The 21,493-nt window shown below is 50.4% G+C and carries 15 protein-coding genes and 2 pseudogenes; 6 read left to right on the forward strand and 11 right to left on the reverse strand.

Features of this window, described 5'->3' with window-relative positions; all coding sequences use genetic code 11:
- Positions 1 to 222: 222 nt before the first annotated feature.
- Positions 223 to 702: a winged helix-turn-helix transcriptional regulator gene (locus tag AADB16_RS13955; protein ID WP_410804109.1), complete on the reverse strand. Its 480-nt coding sequence runs from the start codon at positions 700 to 702 to the stop codon at positions 223 to 225.
- 136 nt (positions 703 to 838) lie between these two features.
- Between AADB16_RS13955 and AADB16_RS13960 the strand changes: the two genes are divergently transcribed.
- The 4 genes from AADB16_RS13960 (at position 839) to AADB16_RS13975 (ending at position 6,975) form a co-directional block, all read left to right on the forward strand.
- The gene (locus tag AADB16_RS13960) at positions 839 to 2,095 is read left to right on the forward strand and encodes a D-amino acid dehydrogenase (RefSeq protein ID WP_410804111.1); all 1,257 of its coding nucleotides are present in this window, start codon (positions 839 to 841) and stop codon (positions 2,093 to 2,095) included.
- Positions 2,096 to 2,219: 124 nt separating this feature from the next.
- Positions 2,220 to 3,308 (forward strand): alanine racemase, encoded by a 1,089-nt coding sequence (gene alr, locus AADB16_RS13965; RefSeq protein ID WP_410804113.1) that lies wholly within the window; start codon positions 2,220 to 2,222, stop codon positions 3,306 to 3,308.
- Between the two features lie 164 nt (positions 3,309 to 3,472).
- Positions 3,473 to 4,876 (forward strand): FAD-binding oxidoreductase, encoded by a 1,404-nt coding sequence (locus tag AADB16_RS13970; protein WP_410804577.1) that lies wholly within the window; start codon positions 3,473 to 3,475, stop codon positions 4,874 to 4,876.
- A 653-nt stretch (positions 4,877 to 5,529) separates the two neighbouring features.
- Entirely contained in the window at positions 5,530 to 6,975 is a 1,446-nt protein-coding gene (locus tag AADB16_RS13975; RefSeq protein ID WP_410804115.1) for an esterase-like activity of phytase family protein, read from the forward strand.
- Between the two features lie 335 nt (positions 6,976 to 7,310).
- On the opposite strand, the gene AADB16_RS13980 is transcribed toward AADB16_RS13975, so the two are convergent.
- Together AADB16_RS13980 and AADB16_RS13985 are read right to left on the reverse strand one after the other, a co-directional pair.
- Positions 7,311 to 8,795, reverse strand: a complete 1,485-nt coding sequence (locus AADB16_RS13980) for an aminotransferase (protein ID WP_410804117.1) — start codon at positions 8,793 to 8,795, stop codon at positions 7,311 to 7,313.
- A 68-nt stretch (positions 8,796 to 8,863) separates the two neighbouring features.
- Entirely contained in the window at positions 8,864 to 10,303 is a 1,440-nt protein-coding gene (locus AADB16_RS13985) for an NAD-dependent succinate-semialdehyde dehydrogenase (RefSeq protein WP_410804118.1), read from the reverse strand.
- A gap of 346 nt (positions 10,304 to 10,649) precedes the next feature.
- On the opposite strand from AADB16_RS13985, the pseudogene AADB16_RS13990 reads away from it, so the two are divergent.
- Positions 10,650 to 11,594: pseudogene (locus AADB16_RS13990) on the forward strand (IS5 family transposase).
- A 224-nt stretch (positions 11,595 to 11,818) separates the two neighbouring features.
- On the opposite strand, the gene AADB16_RS13995 reads toward AADB16_RS13990, so the two are convergent.
- The 5 genes from AADB16_RS13995 to AADB16_RS14015 form a co-directional block, all read right to left on the reverse strand.
- Positions 11,819 to 12,766 carry a LysR family transcriptional regulator gene (locus tag AADB16_RS13995; protein WP_410804120.1) on the reverse strand — a complete coding sequence of 316 codons (948 nt, stop codon included), beginning with the start codon at positions 12,764 to 12,766 and terminating at the stop codon, positions 11,819 to 11,821.
- A gap of 209 nt (positions 12,767 to 12,975) precedes the next feature.
- On the reverse strand, positions 12,976 to 13,803 hold the full coding sequence (locus AADB16_RS14000; protein ID WP_410804122.1) for an ABC transporter permease: 828 nt from the start codon (positions 13,801 to 13,803) through the stop codon (positions 12,976 to 12,978).
- 5 nt (positions 13,804 to 13,808) lie between these two features.
- On the reverse strand, positions 13,809 to 15,074 hold the full coding sequence (locus tag AADB16_RS14005) for an ABC transporter permease (RefSeq protein WP_410804124.1): 1,266 nt from the start codon (positions 15,072 to 15,074) through the stop codon (positions 13,809 to 13,811).
- A gap of 126 nt (positions 15,075 to 15,200) precedes the next feature.
- The gene (locus AADB16_RS14010; protein WP_410804126.1) at positions 15,201 to 16,241 is read right to left on the reverse strand and encodes an ABC transporter substrate-binding protein; all 1,041 of its coding nucleotides are present in this window, start codon (positions 16,239 to 16,241) and stop codon (positions 15,201 to 15,203) included.
- A gap of 49 nt (positions 16,242 to 16,290) precedes the next feature.
- Complete coding sequence (locus AADB16_RS14015; protein WP_410804128.1) at positions 16,291 to 17,388, reverse strand: ABC transporter ATP-binding protein; 1,098 nt, start codon at positions 17,386 to 17,388, stop codon at positions 16,291 to 16,293.
- A 220-nt stretch (positions 17,389 to 17,608) separates the two neighbouring features.
- Here AADB16_RS14015 and AADB16_RS14020 point away from each other — a divergent pair.
- A pseudogene (locus AADB16_RS14020) lies at positions 17,609 to 18,525 on the forward strand (IS3 family transposase); the annotation flags it as partial.
- A 184-nt stretch (positions 18,526 to 18,709) separates the two neighbouring features.
- On the opposite strand, the gene ortB reads toward AADB16_RS14020, so the two are convergent.
- Genes ortB through AADB16_RS14035 form a run of 3 tightly spaced genes read right to left on the reverse strand, consistent with a single transcriptional unit; the run spans position 18,710 to position 21,479 of the window.
- Complete coding sequence (ortB, locus tag AADB16_RS14025) at positions 18,710 to 20,125, reverse strand: 2-amino-4-oxopentanoate thiolase subunit OrtB (protein ID WP_410804129.1); 1,416 nt, start codon at positions 20,123 to 20,125, stop codon at positions 18,710 to 18,712.
- A 2-nt stretch (positions 20,126 to 20,127) separates the two neighbouring features.
- Positions 20,128 to 20,436 carry a 2-amino-4-oxopentanoate thiolase subunit OrtA gene (ortA, locus tag AADB16_RS14030; RefSeq protein WP_410804131.1) on the reverse strand — a complete coding sequence of 103 codons (309 nt, stop codon included), beginning with the start codon at positions 20,434 to 20,436 and terminating at the stop codon, positions 20,128 to 20,130.
- Between the two features lie 11 nt (positions 20,437 to 20,447).
- Positions 20,448 to 21,479: a hypothetical protein gene (locus tag AADB16_RS14035; RefSeq protein ID WP_410804133.1), complete on the reverse strand. Its 1,032-nt coding sequence runs from the start codon at positions 21,477 to 21,479 to the stop codon at positions 20,448 to 20,450.
- Positions 21,480 to 21,493: the final 14 nt, after the last annotated feature.

Here is a 21,493-nt window from a genome sequence, read left to right on the forward strand (position 1 = left end):
ATCCATTTGCATTATTCGTAGCGCATACCTGCTGCCACTGACCAACAGAACCCCAAAGACTTGCAATCCTCCGAAGCCAGAGTCTATCTGGCCCAAGTTTATTCCCTTTTAAGGGAAACCATGGTGATCATCACTTCAACAGCTTCTCATATAGTTTGGTAAATTCTTGCAAAGCTCAACCACGTCGGATTTCAAAAGAGTTTTTTAGGATCTAATATCACTCTAGCCCAATGGTAACGAAAGACTCTCCTTCAGCTCCTCCATCACGATATAGCTTTTTGCATTCTTGACCCCAGGCAGCGTTAGTAGCACATCTCCGAGTAATGCTCGATATTCCGATATCCCGCTGATCCGTGCTTTTAGCAGGTAATCAGAATCGCCGGACACCAGATGACATTCCAGAATATAAGGCAGTTCCTGGACCGACTCGCTGAACTTTTGAAATGAATCAGGCGACTGGTAGGAAAGGGCAATTTCCACGAAAACCAGCATTTTGTAACCCAGAAGCATTGGATTCAGACGGGCGTGATATCCCTCGATATAGCCGTCTTTCTCTAGCCGTTTTACCCTTTCGATACAGGGGGTCGAGCTTAGGCCGACCTTGCTCGCAAGGTCTATGTAACTGATCCGACCATCATCTTGCAGCGTTTTTAAGATACGCATATCCAACTTGTCGAGAGATCGCTTTCGTCCTTCATGCATAACAATATTTTCCACTCTCTATTTCTATTTATTTAGATTTTAAACCTCAAATTACATTAAAACCAGAGCTTAATCTTGGCAATTTGATACTAGACTAGTGATTAAAATTAATTTTGGATTCAGATGAGAGCCGTCTATGAAAGTTCTAGTTTTAGGCAGCGGCGTTATCGGGGTGACGACCGCATGGTACCTCGCAAAAGCCGGCAATGAGGTTACCGTGGTCGATCGTCTGGACACTCCGGCCACCGAAACAAGCTATGCCAATGCAGGCATGTTGTCTTTTGATTATTCGACGCCCTGGGGTGCCCCGGGAGTACCTCTGAAGGCCATCAAATGGATGATGCAGGATATTTCCCCCCTCTACTTTGATGTCAGATGTTTCGATGCCAATACCATCGGCTGGATGATGAAAATGTTGGCGCAATGTTCATCTCAGGCCTTTGATGTAAACAAGGAACGCATGCTACGCGTAGCCCACTACAGCGCTAAATGCTTCCGGGAACTGAACACTGAACTGAAGCTGGACTACGACGTGCGCATGAAGGGTACGCTGGAAGTCTTCCGGAGTCAGAAAGAGCTGGACGGTTCTGCCAGTGACGTGGAGATTCTGCAACGGTGCAATGTTCCCCATGAAATGGTCGATGTTGAAGGTTGTGTAGATCACGAGCCGGCATTGGGCAATGTGAAGGAAAAGATCGTCGGAGGCCTCTATCTCCCAGGTGACGGTACCGGTGACTGCTATAAGTTTACTAACGGTCTGGCGAAGGAATGCCGCAAGCTGGGTGTGGAGTTCAAGATGGGGACCGAAATCCACTCGATTGAAACCACGAAAGGCAAAGTTTCTTCACTGCAGACCAGTGCCGGTGAAATGAAGGCCGACAAATACGTGCTTGCGCTGGGCAGCCACGCACCGAATCTGGCCCGCAGAATCGGTATCAATCTACCAATCTATCCGCTAAAAGGTTACTCGTTGACGATGCCAATTATTGACGAGAGCAAAGCGCCGGTTTCAACCGTCATGGATCAAAAATACAAGGTCGCGGTTACACGTTTTGATGATCGTATCCGGGTCGGTGGTATCGCTGAGATCGCTAACTTCAACAAAGAACTGAACCTGAAGCGCCGGAAAGCAATAGAGTTCACGGTCAAGGATCTGTTCCCGGGCGCTGGTGATGTTGATGGCGCTGAGTTCTGGGCCGGGCTACGTCCCATGACTCCGGACAGCGTACCTATTCTGGGCAATACTAAATACGACAATTTGATCCTCAACTGCGGCCACGGAACCTTAGGCTGGACCATGTCTCTGGGCGCATCCAGACACGTCGCCAGCTTAGTGAACGGCACCACATCCGACCTTGATTCAGACGGGCTATCCATCGCCCGCTACGGCTGATTTTTTGAAACGCAAACAACGTTCCACCCAGTCATCTAAGCATGATCAAAAAACCATCACTGCAACTGAAATTGCACCTGTTAATGTCGAAACTAAAGCCATCATGGAACTGTGAGATCGAATCATGGCCCGAGCAGCAACCTTAAACATAGACCTGGATGCTATTGCGCATAACTACCGCGTCGCAAAATCGCAGGCGCCGAAGCAAAAAGCTCTGGCGGTGGTCAAAGCCAATGCATACGGCCATGGAGCTATCGATGTAGCAAAAAAACTTGAGTCTGACGCACCCGGGTTTGCCGTTGCCTGTATTGAAGAAGCGGTAGAGTTGCGTGATGCTGGCATTCGGAAGCCGATTTTGCTGCTGGAAGGGTTCTTCGCCGCCGACGAGCTGGACTATATTTGCCGCCACGATATATGGACTGCAGTACACAATAACTTCCAGTTAGAGGTCATTGCCTCGAAGGGTCTGGCCGAACCGCTGAATGTCTGGCTGAAACTTAATACGGGAATGCACCGGCTAGGCTTTAGTCCAGATGAATACAGACTCGCTTATCAGCGGATGAAAGATCTGCAACAGGTCAGCGGCATTACCCTGATGAGCCATCTTGCATCTGCCGATGACCTTGCCAGCTCCGAAACCCAGAAGCAGGTTGAACAGCTCAACCGCATCCATCGTGACTGCCCGTCACCTAGGAGCATTGCCAACTCCGCCGCGACCATGAAACATCCCGTGGCTCTTCATGATTGGCAGCGCCCAGGTATTATTCTTTATGGATCCTCCCCGTTTCAGGGCGACGAGGACGTCCAGGCCCAGTTAAAACCGGCAATGACTCTGACCTCAGAAGTAATCGCCGTTCACGCACTGCAGCCCGGTGATACGGTCGGTTACAACGGTACTTGGACCTGTGAACGGCCGACTCGAATCGGTACGGTGGCTATGGGTTACGCCGATGGCTATCCGCGTCAGGCTCGAAACGGCACCCCCGTGCTGGTGAACGGCCATCGCACACAGCTGGTCGGGAGGGTGTCTATGGATATGATGACAGTAGACCTGACCGGTATTGATGCCGATTTGGGTTCTGCGGTGGAATTCTGGGGGGAGCACCTGCTGGCGAATGAAGTCGCGCCATGGTGCGACACCATTTCCTACAGCTTGTTCACGTCCATTACCCACCGGGTTCATCGGAAGGTTAAGAACTGTGTGGAGAGCTAGGCAGGGTCGCTGCATTGCCCACGAGGTAATAGCCACACCAGCTAGCAGCTCCAAGGCCAACCCCCTCCCGATAAGATCCGCCAGAAACGGAACCTTTCACGTGAACGTAATCAACAACAGACCTGCCCCAAGATCTTTAAAATCCAACGCGAGAGCCCAGCATGATGACATCTGAACAGATCATAGCCGCCCTGAACCAACTTATGGCCGAGGGCGATGCCCCAGGCAAAGTGTTAACAAACCCCTCTGATCTTGCCACCTACGGCACCGACTGGACTCGGATCTACACGCCGAACCCATTGGCCATTGTGTTACCTAAAACTACCGCACAGGTTCAGGCGCTGGTGCAGTTTGCCAATCAGAATAAAGTAGCGCTGGTGCCATCTGGTGGCCGTACCGGGCTAAGCGCCGGTGCTGTAGCCGCTAATGGCGAAGTAGTGGTGGCGTTTGACAACATGAACCAAATTCTGGACTTTAACGCCAGTGATCGCACTGTCCGCTGTCAGCCGGGGGTTATTACAGAACAGTTGCAGAATTTTGCCGAAGAGAACGGCTTATACTATCCGGTGGATTTTGCCTCCGCGGGCTCCAGCCAACTAGGTGGCAACCTATCTACCAATGCCGGCGGCATCAAAGTAATTCGCTACGGCATGAGTCGCGACTGGGTCGCTGGCTTGAAAGTCGTAACTGGTAAGGGCGACATTCTGAATCTGAACAAAGACCTGGAAAAGAACAATACTGGCTACGACCTGCGCCACCTATTCATCGGAGCAGAGGGCACCTTGGGCTTTATTACCGAAGCCACCATGAAGCTGTCACGCCAGCCAAACAACTTGACGGTTCTAGTGTTCGGCTTGAACAATCTGGGCAGCACTATGGACGTACTGAATGCCTTCCGTAGTAAGCTGGACTTAACCGCCTACGAGTTTTTCTCGCACCAAGCCATGAAGCACGTACTGGCCCACAGCCAAGTGAAGGCGCCTTTTGATTCCGAAACCCCTTATTACGCACTGCTGGAATTCGAGGCTATGTCTGACAAGGTGATGGACAGCGCCATGGAGCAGTTTGAACATTGCCTAGAAAACGGCTGGGTGCTGGACGGAGTGATCAGCCAGAGCGAAACCCAAGCACAAAACCTGTGGCAACTGCGCGAACGCATCTCCGAATCCATCGCCCCGCGCATTCCCTATAAAAACGATATTTCTGTGGTGGTATCTCAGGTGCCCGGCTTCCTAGAGGAGATCAATCAAGTGGTTAGCAATCACTATCCGGATTTTGAAATTATCTGGTTCGGCCACATCGGCGACGGCAATCTCCACCTGAACATCTTGAAGCCTGAGGATATGGCGAAAAAAGACTTCTTCGAGAAGTGCCAGCAGGTGAACAAGTGGGTGTTTGAAACTGTCGAGAAATATAAAGGCAGCGTGTCCGCCGAACACGGCGTAGGAATGACCAAAAAGGCCTACTTGCAATACACCCGCAACGAAACTGAAATTGCCTACCTTAAAGGTATCAAGCAGGTATTCGACCCTAACGGCATCATCAATCCAGGTAAAATCTTCGACTGACAAGGGTACAAACAAACCCGTTTGGCTCCGCGAAACTGCGCGTAAAGTCCAGCCAGTTATCTATAGTGATGCAGCCCTAAACGAGTTTCTTACAGATGAGACAGCCCCATTATCTGCCTTTTCCAATTGCCGGCTTCATCTAAACTCATATCAAACTGGACGGTATGGGGCTGTCATCCGTAGCCGTCCGATGGGTCCATAAACACCCGTCCCAGACGAGGAAAGAGTCCGCCATAGGTGGCGTGGATGTCAGAAACCCCAAGCTTTCCTTCAGAGACAATACCTAAAAGTGTAGCAACCTTGCCGGGCTCGGCTAGGCCTTCAGTTACAGTCACCGTACTGTAATTTTCTGCGCGTAAATTAGTACCCGCTTCACCGCCATCCAGTCGTCACCTAGCGGTTTGCACCACCATGTGCATGCCAACAGTGCTCCAAACGCTCTGGCCCACCCCGACGTCACCTTCCGCGAATACAAACTATTGCTGGATGTCGACTTGGAGTTCCTGAAATCCGCTGGTCGCCGAGACTTCGTTCGAGCATGAGGACAGATCGGCTGATTACACACGCGAGGTTGTCAACCGCACTTGTACACGGTGGCCCCATGTCGAAACGATTTCGGCGATTTTTGTTGAACAGAAAAAGGAATAAAGCTGATGTTAAAGAAAATGACGTTGATTACCTCGGTGTTGGCCACGTCCATGTTGGTCGGTTGCAGTAGCGATAATGAGAACAACGACGAAACAGGCAGTGTAGATACAGCAGCGGTGTTGGAGAGCTTTCCGGCGGCAGGGGTATTCCTATCCTATGATGTCCTTCGCAGCGATCTGATTGATGCCAAGACCCTACGGCCATTTGAGGTACGTAATGGTGGTTTCGGCTCTGCAATGACTGCCCATCCAAGCAACCCCACCCGCTTCTACACCCTTACCGACCGAGGCCCCAACGCCGGTTTCACTGGCGACTACGGCAAGGGAAAGAAATTCCCAAGCCCGGACTACACCCCGCGTATCGGTTTGTTCGAAGTAATGGAGAACGGCCAGATAAACCACGTCAGCACCATCCTGCTCAAAGACCTCGATGGTAATAACATCAGTGGCTTGCCCAACAGTGCCGCGCTGGGCGGAACCGGTGAGACCCCCTACTACGACAACGGCGATCCCATCTTGATCGACGACACCAAACCCTACAACGAGACCACCAACCCGTTCAAACTGGATGATTACGGCCTTGACGGCGAAGGCCTGGTTGCACTGAGCGATGGCACCTTCTGGGTCAGCGACGAGTATGGGCCGCACTTGGTTCACTATGATGCCGACGGCGTGGAGATCGACCGTATCAACGCTTATGCTGACGACCCTCGCACCAGTATCAATCTGCCAGCCGAGTTCGCCAACCGCCGCGCCAACCGCGGTATGGAAGGCCTGGCGATCACACCGGACGAAAAAACCCTTGTCGGGATCATGCAATCGACCATGTACAACCCGAACAGCAGTGTCAAGGATCTGGACATCACCCGTATCGTCACGGTTAACCTGGAGACGAAAGAGGTGGGACAGTACCTGTACAAACAGGAAAAGACTCAGAACTCCAACTCAGAGATCGCAGCCCTGAGCGACACAAAGTTTCTGGTCATTGAGCGTGACGGCAGCTTCCTTAATGGTGGCCCCGGCGGCGCCAGTGCCGCCACCCCCAACGCTCAGAAGCATGTCTACCGCATCGACCTGTCGAACGCTACCAACCTTGAGGAGATGACCTCGACCGGACACATAGAACAAGACAACGCGCTAGGCCTGACCATCGACAGCAAGACCCTGGAAGAGGTAGTCCTCGCAGACGGCGGTTGGGCCAGCCTGACCGCTGCAGGCATCGTGCCGGCTGAAAAGAAACTGATTGTAGATATGGTCGCTGCGGTAGGTTTCCCGCACGACAAGATGGAAGGTCTGTGGGTCATTGACGACAGCCACCTTGGCATTCTGAACGATGACGATTTTGCCACCTGGTCCACAGGTGGTGAGCTGGAGCAGAAAATGCTCGACATCAACACCATCGACGGAAGCCGACTGTACATCATCGACGGATTAGATCTGTCCAGCAACTAAGACGGTATAAATAGGGACGACTGGGCCATTGCGCAGTGATCCTGAGAACAGCCAGTGGAAGCTGCCAAGCGCTCAGGGTCCGATCTGGCTTTCCGCTCAAGTATTGTCGGGATGGACCCAGCACCATCGTTCAGTTAGCGCGTCAGCGCATCCCTGCGTTTGAACCTGTAATCCAATGCTTTGACTGTGCCGGAGCGATCCGGCACAGTCTGGTAATGCGCCTGCATCCACTGGCACTGTGCAGTATCGGAAGCCGCGGAGCATGTATATCTGACTTGAGTCTGTATAGTTGGCTACAGCAGTTTCAACATCACTGCCGCCCTTCTCCTACCCGGTTATGCCAAAGTTCTACAGCCATTTAATGAATTCGGGAAAGCAGGAGATGCTTCACTCATTGCTTGTGTTTCGGATTGACGTGCCATTTCCGCCAGTTTCGGCATTGCTGCATTAAGAGCTCTGATGTAAAGCTCGACACATTCATCGGCGTCTTGCTTGGTAATTATCAGAGGCGGTGCCATATTTGTTACTTCAATATATGGTAGTGCGCGTGAGATTAAACCCGCCTTGGCACACTCCGCAGCCACTAGCTTGTGTGCTCCCAGCTTAGGATCAAACGGGCGACGGGTTGCCTTGTCTGCCACATACTCCACACCAAGCATCGCGCCAATACCACGCACCTCACCGACGTAAGGGCAATCGGCAGTGGCCTCCTGCATTTTTCTAATCAAGTATGGCCCTACTTCTGCGGCATTATCGACTAAGCTTTCCCGCTCCAAGATTTCAATCGCCTTAAGAGCAATAGTGGTGCTCAATGGGTGTCCGCCATAGGTGAAGCCATGCATGATTGGGCCGTACTCTTCACTGGCGTTTTGCAGAACATCCCAAACGCGGCTGGAGATCAAACTGGCTGACAACGGTGCGTAAGCTGAAGTCAAGCCTTTCGCAAGAGTCACGAAGTCAGGTTTCAGTCCGAAAGTCTCACATCCAAACATCTTGCCAGTACGACCAAATCCGGTTACAACTTCGTCGACGATCAACAGAATATCGTTTTCTTCCAAGATGGGCTGAACCTTTTCAAAGTAGCCAACAGGAGGAACGAACATACCACCTGTCCCCATTACAGGTTCGGCGATAAAGGCACCGATATTATCAGCACCTTCTCTGGCAATGGCGTCTTTAAGTTCACTGATCAGTCGGTCAGTGAACTGCGCTTCTGTCTCCCCGTCGCTGTGGAAGCGATAATAAGATGGCGTGGATAGGCGGACCACCTGTTCAACCGGTGCGTCAAAGGCCTTATGATAAGCAGGAATACCGGTTAATGCGGTCGCTAGAGTCGTCAGACCGTGATATGCGCCCGTACGGGAGATCACCTTCTTCTTACTTGGCTTACCACGTAAGTTGTTGTATAGGCGCATCAACTTAACGTTGGTGTCATTGGCGTCCGAGCCGCTATTGCCGAAAAACACTTTGGAAATAGACGCACCAGGCACAGTGCTATTGAACATAGTCACTAGCTTCTGCGCCAACAGTGTGGTCGACTCGCAAGTACTGTTACCAAAGGTATGGCCGAAACCTAGCTTGCCAATTATTTCTTTGGCCACATCACCAATTTCATTACGACCATAACCCAAAGTCATGCACCATAAGCCTGCAATTGAATCCAGGTACTCGTTACCGTCGGTATCCGTAATACGCATCCCTTGCGCACTGTCCATAATTGTCGGACCTGTGGCGTTAAGCATCGAGATAGATGTATTTCCGTGCATGTGGAACAACTGGTCGATCTCTTTCAAGGATTTATTCTGGATCTGGTCAGTCATATTCTATTCCTCTTTGTTATTTGTAGCGGACGGCATCATTCGACCGCCACATATTCAGTGTCAGGTCGTTACACCAACTTGGCTTTAATAAACTTGGGCACCAGATAATCATAAATACCTAGACTGCCGCCTTCGCGCCCGTATCCGGACTCCTTTGTTCCACCGAATGGCATTTCGGCCGAGGCCAATAGAACTTCGTTGATACCAACCATGCCGGCGTCGATGTCTTCGGCAGCCAGAGTGGCGGTTTTCAGATTCTTAGTGAACAGGTAAGACGCCAACCCCCAAGGCAAACTGTTCGCCAGTTCAATCACTTCGTCATAGCTGGAGAACTTAACGATCGGTGCAATCGGCGCAAACGGCTCTTCACTCATTATCCTCGCGTTAGCCGGTACATTGCCTAGTACGGTCGCCTCGATGAAGTACCCCTTGTCGAACCCTTCAGCTGCTTTACCTCCTGCCAGCAGCTCAGCACCCTTAGCCAAGGCATCGTCAATTAGCTCAAGCGCCTTGCGTAGGCCGCGTGCATTGGCCATAGGCCCCATCGTTACGCCCTCTTCGGTACCGGCACCGAGTTTGAGGCTATTCGCATAATCAACAAACGCTTGAGCAAAAGAATCGTACTGGCTCTCATGAACGTAAAAGCGAGTGGGCGAAACGCAGACCTGACCGCTGTTACGAAACTTGGACGCTGCGACAATTTTAGCTGCATCGGCGCCATTGAAGTCTTCAAATACAATTACTGGTGCGTGGCCACCAAGCTCCATCGTCACCTTCTTTATTCCATCCGCGGCAACTTTCAGTATTTCTTTGCCTACACGGGTAGAGCCGGTCAGTGAGACCTTGCGAACATTTTCTGAACGCACCAAGTGACTGGAAATCATAGCGGGTTCACCAGTGATCATATTTATGACTCCTGCCGGCAACCCTGCATCGGCACAAGCTTGCACTAATGCAGCGCATGAGTATGGGGTCTCACAGGCAGGTTTAACGATCACGGAACAACCAGCAGCCAAGGCAGCAGCGATCTTCCGAGCAGGTAACAATACCGGGAAGTTCCAGGCGGAGAACGCAACAACTAAACCTACTGGTTGGTAGATCACGTTCATGCGTGTCGCGCGATCTCGAGCTTCGATGCTCTCGCCTCTGATACGCTGGGTTTCACCGGCATACCAATCAAACTGGTCGGCGGCTGCTCCAATCTCGCCCATACTTTCGGCAATCGGCTTTCCCGTCTCGGTCGACATTACTATGCCAATTTCAGCAGCGCGGTCGCGCAGCAATTGTGAAACTTGTCGCAATACCGCAGCGCGCTCCCAAGGATTAGTGTGGCGCCATGTATTGAAAGCCTTTTGAGCGCCCGCTACCGCATCGCTCAAATCCCGCTCTGTTGCAACAGCCACTGCACCGATGACCTCTTCAGTGGACGGATTGTATACCGCAGACATCTGTTCACTGTTCTTATGGCGCCACTCACCATTAATAAATATACCGCTTGAATTAAACATGGATAGAGCCTCACCTAATCGAGTCTTATAGGAATAAGCTAGATAATATCCACTCACCCAAGAGTCTTCGTGAACAAATATGTGAACCTAAGTCTTGAATTAGTGAACAAACGAAAGTTGGCGCGAGAAACGAGCACCAAGTGGCTCTCGCCCTTTTCAGAAAGCTGAATATTGGTAGGTCTATGCGTCTAGGATCACTATGTAGTGGTCAGACCACCTGAGATGGCAGTTTGGCAATGCGAGGATGCGAGGTAGAGCGGCTATTCGAGATCTAAGGAGACTCTGATTAAGTCTCAAAGTCAGCGATAATAAGGTCATCGTCAACCGCATAGGATTCGTTGCCACCATGGATCAGATCACCTTCTCCGAAGCCGAGTACCAGACCAAGAAACGCAAGACCCGCCGCGAGATCTTTCTGGAACGGATGGACAAGCTGATTCCGTGGAAGCAGTTGGAGAAGAAGGTATCGCGATATTACCCAAAGGGCCAGACTGGCCGACCACCGTATCCGCTGCCAACCATGCTGCGAGTCCACTGCATGCAGCTGTTCTATAACCTCAGCGACCCGGCGATGGAAGACGCGCTTTACGAGATCGAGTCCATGCGCCAGTTCGCCGGTTTGAAGCTGGATCGCCTGCCGGACGAAACTACCATTCTCAAGTTCCGTCATTTTCTGGAGCGCCATGGCCTCGGCAAGGTGGTGTTCAAAGAAGTGAACAAACACTTGGAGAAGAACGGCCTGATGCTGCGTGAAGGCAGTATTGTGGATGCGTCCATCATTTCTGCGCCAAGCTCCACAAAGAACGAGAGCGGCCAGCGTGATCCCGAGATGCACCAGACCAAGAAGGGTAATCAGTATTACTTTGGCATGAAGATGCACATCGGCGTGGATGACACGCTCGGTCTGATCCACAGCATCGATACTACAGCAGCCAACGTCCACGATATCGTGCCCGCTGGCAACCTTCTCCACGGCGACGAGCAGCGAGTGTTCGGTGACGCCGGCTATCTTGGGATTCAAAAACGGGACGAGCATAAAGATCGCAAAAACGTATCCTGGTTCATTGCCAAGCGTCCTGGCTCCCGTAAGAAACTGGACGACCGTAAATTGAAAGCTGAAAAGCTCAAGGCCAGTGCACGGGCCAAGGTGGAACATCCGTTCCGGTAAATCAAACAAGTCTTTGGCTATAGCAAAGTCCGCTATCCTGGCCTGGCTAAAAACAATAACCGACTGCACTTGCTGGCCGCGTTCAGCAACCTGCTGATGAGTGAAAAATACCTGCTGGCGTAGTGTCAGTGCGCCTGAATTCCGCCAAAATGGCGGGGAGCGGGCAAAAAACGAACAAATAGAGGGGAGGATTACGTTCAAATCTAGTCTGAATGGCTTTTTTTGGAATTGAAAAGCGATTCAACGGCAAATAAGGCGTTAATCAGACCCTCCCTAAAGTTGTCAGTTACTTTAATACCGTCCGTGGAGAAGGGGTAAAAGCCCCAGTTATCCTACAGCTAAGAGACTCAAGCATCAGCTCTGCTGTTTGACGTGCTATTTAACACCCTGAGAAAGATATCCCGGGCCGGATTGCAGCTCTGCGATTTGTTAGTAATCGCGTAAACATTATTACTGGTGGTCATCAAACTCGGCATAAGGGCGCGCATTTTTGCGCTTCCTGTCCAGTGTTGCGCCATATAGCTAGGCAAAAAGCCGAGATATTTCCCGCTTAGAATCATAGACGCTCTCATATCCAAGTTTCTGGCTGATGCGGTGATTTTGCAATCCGCTAATAAGTTTTCCAGGTGAGCATCGTGGAGCGTAACGACCTCGATGAACTCGTGTTCCTGCAGTCTTTCAATGGACAAATCACCGTTCGACGCACCAAACAAGGGGTGACCGGCACCGCAATAAAGAAACAGATCCTCTTTAAACAGCAAGTGACAATTGAGGCTTGCGGATTGGCGGGGTAACACATTGATTCCCAGCGCCGCTTGACCACTGAGTACCGCCTGCTCTACTTCGGAGGGATCTCCACTGCAGATATTAAGGTAGACATTGGGTTCGGATAAGTGAAAGCTCGCTATCACTTCTGGAAGAGCCAACTGGGCATCCCAGATTGCATTATCGGCAATATATAGGTCTAACCGGCCGGTCAGTTGGGTTTGCGCGGTGTGGATTTGTTGACGAAATTGCTCCACATCCTCCAGTAGTTTATTGACAGCGTCATAAATGATTTGTCCATGCTCGGTAAGGAAAAATCCCGCACGCCCCCGCCGGCACAGGGCAATGCCTAACCTTTTCTCCAAATTAGAGATATCCGCACTGATAGCCGACTTGCCTTTATTCAAAGCTAGCTCAGCTGCGGTGATACCACCACAATCCACCACAGCTTTAAATGCACGGATCTGCCGAAAATCAATATCTGATATCTGGGTCAGAAGGTTCACTTTCTTATTCACTTCTACATTCACTATAGCAACTTCCTTAGTTAACTAGGCCAAATACTAGGTAACACATAAAAGACTGCCAGCGGCGTCACATAATTCAGCCAAGATGTCAACGCCACATGAAAATTTTGTGGCGCCGGTCTGGTTGAAATAGACTAAAGAGTTGGGGTGATTTTAATACGCCAACTTTGAACGACCAGCACAATTTTAGCTATAGCCTGGCCATAAGATCTTTAGTGTCGGACGGGCATCAGTTTCTCACTACGCCGACGCAGAAACTCTAGAACCGACAACAAAATAAGAGAAAATAGCGTCAATAGCATTGCCACTGCGATAATGGCTGGTGTGATATTCTCTCGCAACCCAGCAAACATTTGCATCGGCAGGGTGCGTTGCTCAGGACCAGCAATAAAAACAGCTACCACCACTTCATCGAAAGAAATTGCGAACGCAAAAAGGGCACCAGACACGACGCCGGGCAAGATTAGGGGCAGCACAATTCTGAACAATACCTTGATAGGAGAAGCCCCCAAGCTAGCCCCAGCACGCATTAGATCAAAATTAAACCCTTGCAGCGTTGCATTTACAGTAATAAGTACAAACGGAGTTCCCAAAATCGTATGAGCGACAATCATCGCCGTAAAGGTCGCGCTCAAGTTCAACTCTGCAAAGAAAAAATAAAGACCTAGGGCAGAGATAATCATCGGCACTGCCATCGGCGAGATCATCAGCGCCGTAACCAACGATTTACCTTTGAAATTTGCCATGTTCAGACCAAGCGCCGCCAGCGTCCCAAGTACTGTAGCAACGAGCGTCGAGGCAACGCCCACAATAATACTATTCTGGAGAGGGATCAGCCAATTTGGTGTCGTTAATACTTCCTTGTACCAACGTAAAGAGTAACCCGCTAGCGGATAACTCAAAAAGCTGTCTGAACTAAAAGATATCGGAAGTATCGCCAACAAAGGTAGCGACAAAAAAATCAAAACACTAATCGCAAAAAAAATATAAGTGTAATATAAACATCCATCCACTTTTGTTCTATATTTTTCAGTGGCCATAGTAACTACCTTTTGTTTAAATTAGCGCCATTTGACAATCGGATATAAACCAAAAACAACAAACCGGTAACAACAAACAATATGACACCGAGTGCCGACGCCATCCCCCAATTTACAGTTTGATTGGTATAATAAGCAATAAAATAGCTAATCATTTGGTCACCTGCACCACCCACCAACGCAGGAGTAATATAATAACCTAAAGCCAAAATAAAGCAGAGCAACCCACCTGCAGCTACACCAGGCAGGGTCTGAGGTAAATATATTCTGAAAAATGCGATAACTGGGTGGGCGCCAAGGCTTAACGCTGCCCGCATGTATGCTGGTGAAATAGATCTCATTACACTATATAAAGACAATACCATGAACGGTAACAAAAGATGAATTAGAGCAATGTAAACAGCTGACCGCTCATACAATAGATTTAGTGGCTCACTGATAATCCCAGTATTGATAAATAAGGTATTCAGAACCCCATTTGTCTGCAACAAAACCATCCAGGCACTGGTCCGCACCAATAGAGAGGTCCAAAAAGGCAATAGTAGACCGATCATCAGCCACCCTGTCCATTTAGGCGGCGCATTCGCCATTAAGTGAGCTAAAGGGAAACCTAAAACCAAGCACCCCAACGTCACTACCAAGGCAATCCACAAAGTTCGTAACAATATATCCACATAGATAGCTTGATATTTTTGAACCGCCACAATTTCACTTTCGTCGTTTAAACGATGGTCGACAGCCGATAATAAATAATGACTGGTGATGGTCGGCGACGACCGTTTAATAGCATTCCATGTGTCGACTTCCCCCCAGCGAGAATCGATACTGAGTAACTGTTGCATAGCTTTCTCTGGCGTACTTAGGTCTGACTGGGCCAACTTACGACTAGTGCGGCTGATTAAACTGCGCATACCGGAAAGCTCGTAGTTCAAGCGCTTGGAAACATCAGATAGAGTTCTGTCTTTATGCGACTGTTTTATCTCGTGCGCTAGTATGGAGTACATACTTTCATCGGGTAAGTCCTCAGCACTCCATTGCTGTATAGCACTCACAGTTTGAGGCCAAGCATTTTGTAAGTCCGGATTCTCAACACTACGCATCAATATAAGCATCACTGGAACAACAAATACGCTAAGTGTAAATAAAAACAAAGGCGCAATTAATAATAGTGCTTTTAGTTTTTTTAAGCGTTGAGAGCGGTGCATCTGATCCTTCAGTGAAATTTCCGTTTTCTCGATGGACGACGTATCAACAATACTACCTGAAGCCATGAACCTTCCCCCAAATAATTGCAACAGCAAACATTATATTTCCGTCGTTAACTATTATTTAAATTGTCTTTAATCCAGGCGGATACGGGGGGGGGCGGGCCGCCCCCTCCTATTCATGCACTTAAACTAATTTGATATTAAAAAATTGAACCGCTCATTTAGCTCATCCTGGTGATCTACCCAGAATATCGTATCTTCACGCAAACCTACCGCTATATTAGACTTAGAACTAGGTAGTATTTCAGCAACCTCCGGCGGCAATTTACTAATCGCCGCTTTGTTCGGCACGCCGTAGGGCATCATTATGGGATATTCTGAAGCGGGGCCTTCAGAACTGGCGAAGGAAATGAATTCAAATCCTTGCGTTTTATTCTCACTACCTTTGATCACTGCCCAAGAGTCAACACTGTAGACCTGTCCATTCCAAACTATGCCGAAATTGCGACCTTCTTTTATCGCATTAGAAATACGGCCGCTGTAGGAACTAGTCATGACGACATCGCCAGATGCCAGCCACTCAGGAGGCTGAGCACCGGCTTCCCACCACTGAATATTTGGCTCAAGCTCCTTCAGCTTGGAAAAAGCTCGTTCGATACCGGCTGGCGTGTTCAGCACATTATAAACGTCCTTAATCGCCACTCCATCAGCCATTAAAGCAAATTCCAGATTGGCTTTCGCGCCTTTACGAAGACCTCGCTTGCCAGGAAACTTCTTAACATCCCAGAAATCGGACCAATTTTTAGGCTCTTTAACAAGAGCATCTTTATTGTACGCAAGGGCAGTTGACCAAATAATGTGACCCAAACCGCATTCGCTCACTGCGGATTCAAGATACTCATCTTTATCGCCAACCGCAGTCCAGTCCATCGGTTCAATTAACCCTTCTTCACATGCTTGAAGTAAGGCCGGTTCTTCTAAAAGCACGACATCCCAAGTGACGCTTTCGCTATCAACCATCGCCTTAATCTTGGCAAGCCCACCGTTATAGGTGTCCGTTAGTACTTCTGTTTTGGTTTGTGCAGAAAAAGGATCAAACATCGTGACCTTTTGAGCATTTTGAGCCGCGCCACCAAAGCCAACAATCGTTAACGGACGTGCGTCAACAGCAGAGCTGACCAGTAGCGTGGTAGTAATTATTCCCAGTAACGTGATAATTTTTTTGTTCATTTTTTTGTTCCATTTTTGGGTTTTAATTATTAATTCACATGAAATACATTTAGGATTTTACAATGCAGCAGTTATTTGCATGAAACTCGACAGCCACTGACTGCCCGGGATCCAGGCTTCCATGCAGAGACTGGGTAGGAACTTTAATCATAAATGTTGAGTCATCTCCGTTATTCAAAGACAAGCGAAGGTGGTCGCCGTGGTAAATAGTCTCAACGACTTTTGCCTTGATGCAATTCATATAATTCAAATGACTTGGATGATCAACAAGTACTGCGTGCTCTGGGCGTATCGTAACATTTACCTCCTCATTAAGGCTCAGAGCATTAGATTTCTTGGCTTTAATTATGTTTCCGTCGGGTAAAGCGATATCGCAATAATCTCTCTCAAACGTACTTACCTTTCCTTTGAACATATTGGTTTCGCCAATAAAGTTGGCCACGAATTGATTTTTTGGTTGGTTGTAAATCACATCAGGACGGTCAGCCTGCTGAATGATACCGTCGTTAATCACCGCAATGCGGTCAGACATGATCAATGCTTCATCCTGATCATGAGTAACGAAAACCATGGTGACTCCCAGATTTTCGTGTATGTGTCTAAGTTCCATCTGCATGCTCTCACGCAGACTCTTGTCCAGAGCCCCTAAGGGCTCATCGAGCAAAATAAGCTTGGGATCGAAGACCAGTGCTCGAGCCAGCGCCACTCGCTGCTGCTGCCCTCCTGAAAGCTGTGAGGGACTGCGATCTGCTAGTGCACCGAGATGGACCATATCTAGTGCACGCTTTACTTTTGCGGCGATTTCATGCTTTGGCACTTTTCGAACTTGGAGGGGGAAAGCAACGTTTTTTTCCACCGTCATGTGGGGGAAAAGCGCATAGCTCTGAAAAACCAAACCGATATCTCGTTTGTAGGGCGGAATCTTATTGAGTACAACACCATTAAGCGAGATCTCTCCTTGTGTTGGAGACTCGAACCCTGCCAACATCATCAGCATAGTACTTTTACCCGAGCCAGAGGGCCCTAGTAGCGTCAGAAACTCTCCTCGACGGATTTTGAAATCAAGGTTTTTAACTACATAATTTTCACCGTCGTAGCTCTTTCGTACACCATCAAAACTCACTATATGATCGGCTTCAGGCTTCATGGACACCCTCTAAACTTTGTTATAATTGGATCTTTCAAACTATAAGAACAAGTCCGCCGCCTTACGTTATCGTATTTCTGAACCAAAGTTCTGCAAAAACAAACTATTGATCATTTATAGTCGTGTAGTGGTTCAGTGATTCCGGGCACCGACGTAGGTGGCTGTAATCCCCCCAGAAAATAATCGAGGTTTTGAGTAGAGGCTTTTACAATGATCGCAGAAGGAGCTGGAAGCCGAGAATGCTCGCCTTAAGAAGATGTATGCCAAAGAGCGGCTCAAGGCCGATCTACGTCAGGAAGCCCGTGAAGGAAAGTTGTAAGGCCATCTCAGCGCCGGGAGATGGCCAGAAAGGGCGTGGTCAAACACGGAATTAGTATACGTCTGGCATGTGTGGTGTATGGCATCAGCGAGACTTGCTATCGCTATCAAGCGAAGCTGGACGGTGAAAACGCTCTGGTTGCTGATTGGCTGTTACGGCTCACTCAGTCCCACAAGCGGTGGGGCTTTGGCCTGTGCTTTCTTTATCTGCGCAACGTGAAAGGCTATGCTTGGAACCATAAACGGGTGTACCGAATTTATCGGGCGCTTGAGCTGAACCTGCGGATCAAGCCTCGGCGAAGAATCCAGCGGGATCATCCGGGCGAGCTGGACGTTCCTACAGCGCCAAATCAGGTCTGGTCGATGGATTTCATGAGTGATCAACTGGTCAGCGGCAAGACGTTCCGAACGTTCAACGTGATTGATGACTACAACCGCGAAGGCCTTGGCATCGAAGTTGATCTGTCATTACCTGCTCAACGAGTGATTCGTGCCCTGGATCAGATCATCGAATGGCGCGGCAAGCCAGCAGCCATTCGCTGTGACTATGGACCGGAGTATATCTCGCAGTCACTGGTTGACTGGGCCAACACGAACCGAATTGCGCTGATCTACATTCAGCCGGGCAAGCCTACTCAGAATGCCTATATCGAGCGTTTCAATCGGACTGCGCGGCACGAATGGCTGGATTTGCATCAGTTCAACAGCGTTGCCCATGCCCAGCTATTAGCCACGCAATGGCTGTAGCAATACAATAACGAGCGACCCAATACCGCTATCGGAGGCATTCCTCCATCCAGGCTGCGAAAGGCAGCTTAACCCTCTACTCAAAAGGGCGGTTTAAATGGGGGGATTACACGCCTGTCACCACCTAATGCCGCAGGAAGTCTTAGCTGACGCCACATGTTGAGAACGGAAGATCTGCCGTTTACAGTGGCGCTGCACGAGACGGCCCCAGTACCCCCCTCTCTGAGCTTAAACGACAGCTTAAAGTAAATGATGCTCAAGCACCCGCTAGATCACCAAGCACCTTCCTTACAAACTCAGTGTCAGAACGTGTCTCCTCGGCGAGAAAAATTATGTCGTCTTCGCGGGTCACTCGCCCATTCGGAGTGAGACTCACGGCTTTACGAATGAGGCTTTTGCGGACTCGATCGAGGTTAACATCGCGGGTCCGAATCCGTGATGGGTGGTCAGGGATAACCACTGATTCGCCGGGCACTTCGTCATTGCTGTTGCCGCGCCGCACTTCGATTCCCCGAGAGCGAGCGAAACTGAGCTGTGCCGAAGGCTGCTTACCGGCGCCAGCGTATTCTGTCTCCTGCACTACTATAGTCTGATCTCTATCCATTTCTTGTGCCACCGCCAGAGCCCCCGCTAAGGCCACATTACCGGCGGGACCACGTTCGAGACCCTCTAGCCGAGCGAGGATTTCGGTCATATAGAAGACCTCGCCCTGTTTGAGTAGCAGGTAGCGATCCATGTAGCGCAGGGCCCTAGCAGCATTACGCGGCACATCTGTGCGGTCGGGCCAGCCGGCGAACGGGATGCCAAAGCCAGTATGCCCGGTAGTAAAGTGCTTGCGATTAAAGTCGTAATCGCTAGCCATATGCAGACCGGTGAGATCTACGCTGGCTGCTATCACCTTAGTATCGGTGGCGCCAGCCTTGAGAAGGCCCCGAGCGGTGCCGGTAAGGTTGCCCCCTCCAGCATGAGTGCACATCACGACGTCCGGCGATCGGCCGGTGGCTGCTTTCATCTGCTCGACAATCTCCACTCCAAGCGGTTCCACCCCCGCTATGGCGTAGGGAGTGTAGAGTGAGGCATTGAAGTAGCCTGTTTCTTCCAGCACACGAAGAAACTGGTAAAAGAGTTCCGGCCCCACCGTGAGCTGTAGGACCTCGGCACCGTATATTTCGCATGCTCTGCCCTTTTCGAGGATCTCCGGCTGGCCAATGCCCAAGCTATCAAACACTTCTTGGACAACTATGCAATCCAAGTTGCGCATGGCGGCCTGGCTTGCAACGGCAGCGCCGTAGTTACCACTGGTGGCCGCTACAGCTCCACGAAAGCCAGCTTGTTGTGCGTGATGCAGGCTAAGTGAGGCCCTGCGCGCTTTGTAGCTGCCTGAAGGATTAACGGCTTCGTCCTTGACGAAAATGCGTGCGCCCTTCCCCGGAGGCGCTAGCGTTCTGCCCAGCTCGGTGATTTGCTTAAGCTCAATCAGCGGAGTATTGCCCACCCCAGAATCGGCTTGGATGCGACGGATGGTATCGATGTCGTAGCTGACCATGCTCATCAGTGCTTCGTAGTCAAAGCCGATGGGGTGCTCGAGAAAGGGCGTATAATCCAGTCCCATCGCTGAGAGCATCGTCTCATTGCGGCGCGCCATGACAGACGAGTAATCCATTTTTTTCATTTCTAGTTCCTCCTTTCTAAAAGAATGGCACGTGCTTGTTCGCCTGCCTCCAGTAGCTCGGGTATCGCCGCACCGAAATCGTGTCCATATGGTGGATTGATCGCCTCGAGTTGGCCCTGATAATTACGACCGAGAGCCGAGCGCACTGTCACGATGTCGCCTGCCTTAGCGGTGGCCGGAGATACCTGCCAACCCTTTAGGCGCATGTCGAGCGGTACTGCCTTTGTTTCAGCGGGAATCGTGCCAGCACGTTCGCCCGGGGCGAGTATCGTGGTGCGAATCTGCACCCACTGACCAGAATGGCTTTCCATGGGAGCCTCCTTCATGAAGTTGTTGAAAAAAAAGAACGTGGGCTGGTTAAAGGCAGCTCATTGATATGCACAAGCCCCGGCTTGGCCTGTCTGAGATAGGCGATGGCATTTACGGCGCAAGCCGCTGTACCAGAGCCGCCGGAGACTTCTGGACTGATCCGCATCTCAATCGTCTGGTCGCCGGTGATACGAGCGACGTCAGAGGTTTCAATCCCTTCAAGTCCGGGGTGAATCTGCTGAGGGTGCTCGAGGCGGATCACCTCTTGCTCCCCACAGAAAGCCACTGCCTCGTGAAGACAGCCAGCCACCTGACCTGGCGCCACTGAAACATGTGGCGTTGAGCGCGTGCTCTGCGAGATGATTGCTGATTTACGCTCTTCGATGCGGTCGATGGGCCAGCCAAAATGGGCGGCCATTAGGCCTATAGACTGACGAAAGCCGACGTGCCCCACCACCTTACCTGACGCGATGGCGGCCTCGAAGGCAGAAGCAGTAAGGCCCACGCCCTGACTATCGAGAACTGTGGCGCCAAAGTCTGAGAGGTCGTTACAACGCCGCGCGTGCACATGGCTGACATGTCCGCAAGGTACGGTTAACGCCATCAGCAGCACGTCCATGGCAAAGCCAGGGTTAACGCCAGTACCCAACAGACGAGCCCCATTTGCGCTAGCTAGCTCGTTGAGCTCAGCGGCGAGCTCAACATCGGCTGCAGCCGGATAGGCCATTTCCTCGGCAATAGAAATCACATCATGGCCTTGTGCCAGGCAAGCACGTAGTTGGGGCGCTATGTCAGACAAGAACGACCCTGTGGCATGCATTACAGTAGCCTTTTCGCCCTGTAGTGCTGCGCCAAGGTCAGAAGTGACGGTGATCAGATATTCATGCGTCGCTATATCCAGCAGTTCGTGAAGCGGTTTACCCACCTTGGCAGGATCGCGGTCTACCACAGCACGGATTCTATAGCCGCGGATCAGTGCCAGGCGAGCGATACGCTGCCCCATGGCTCCAAGGCCACAAATGATCAAGTCGTTTGAGTTAGGCATGCAAAGGGTTCCTT

This window comes from Marinobacter sp. KMM 10035, from assembly GCF_046537445.1.
Taxonomy (GTDB): domain Bacteria; phylum Pseudomonadota; class Gammaproteobacteria; order Pseudomonadales; family Oleiphilaceae; genus Marinobacter; species Marinobacter sediminicola.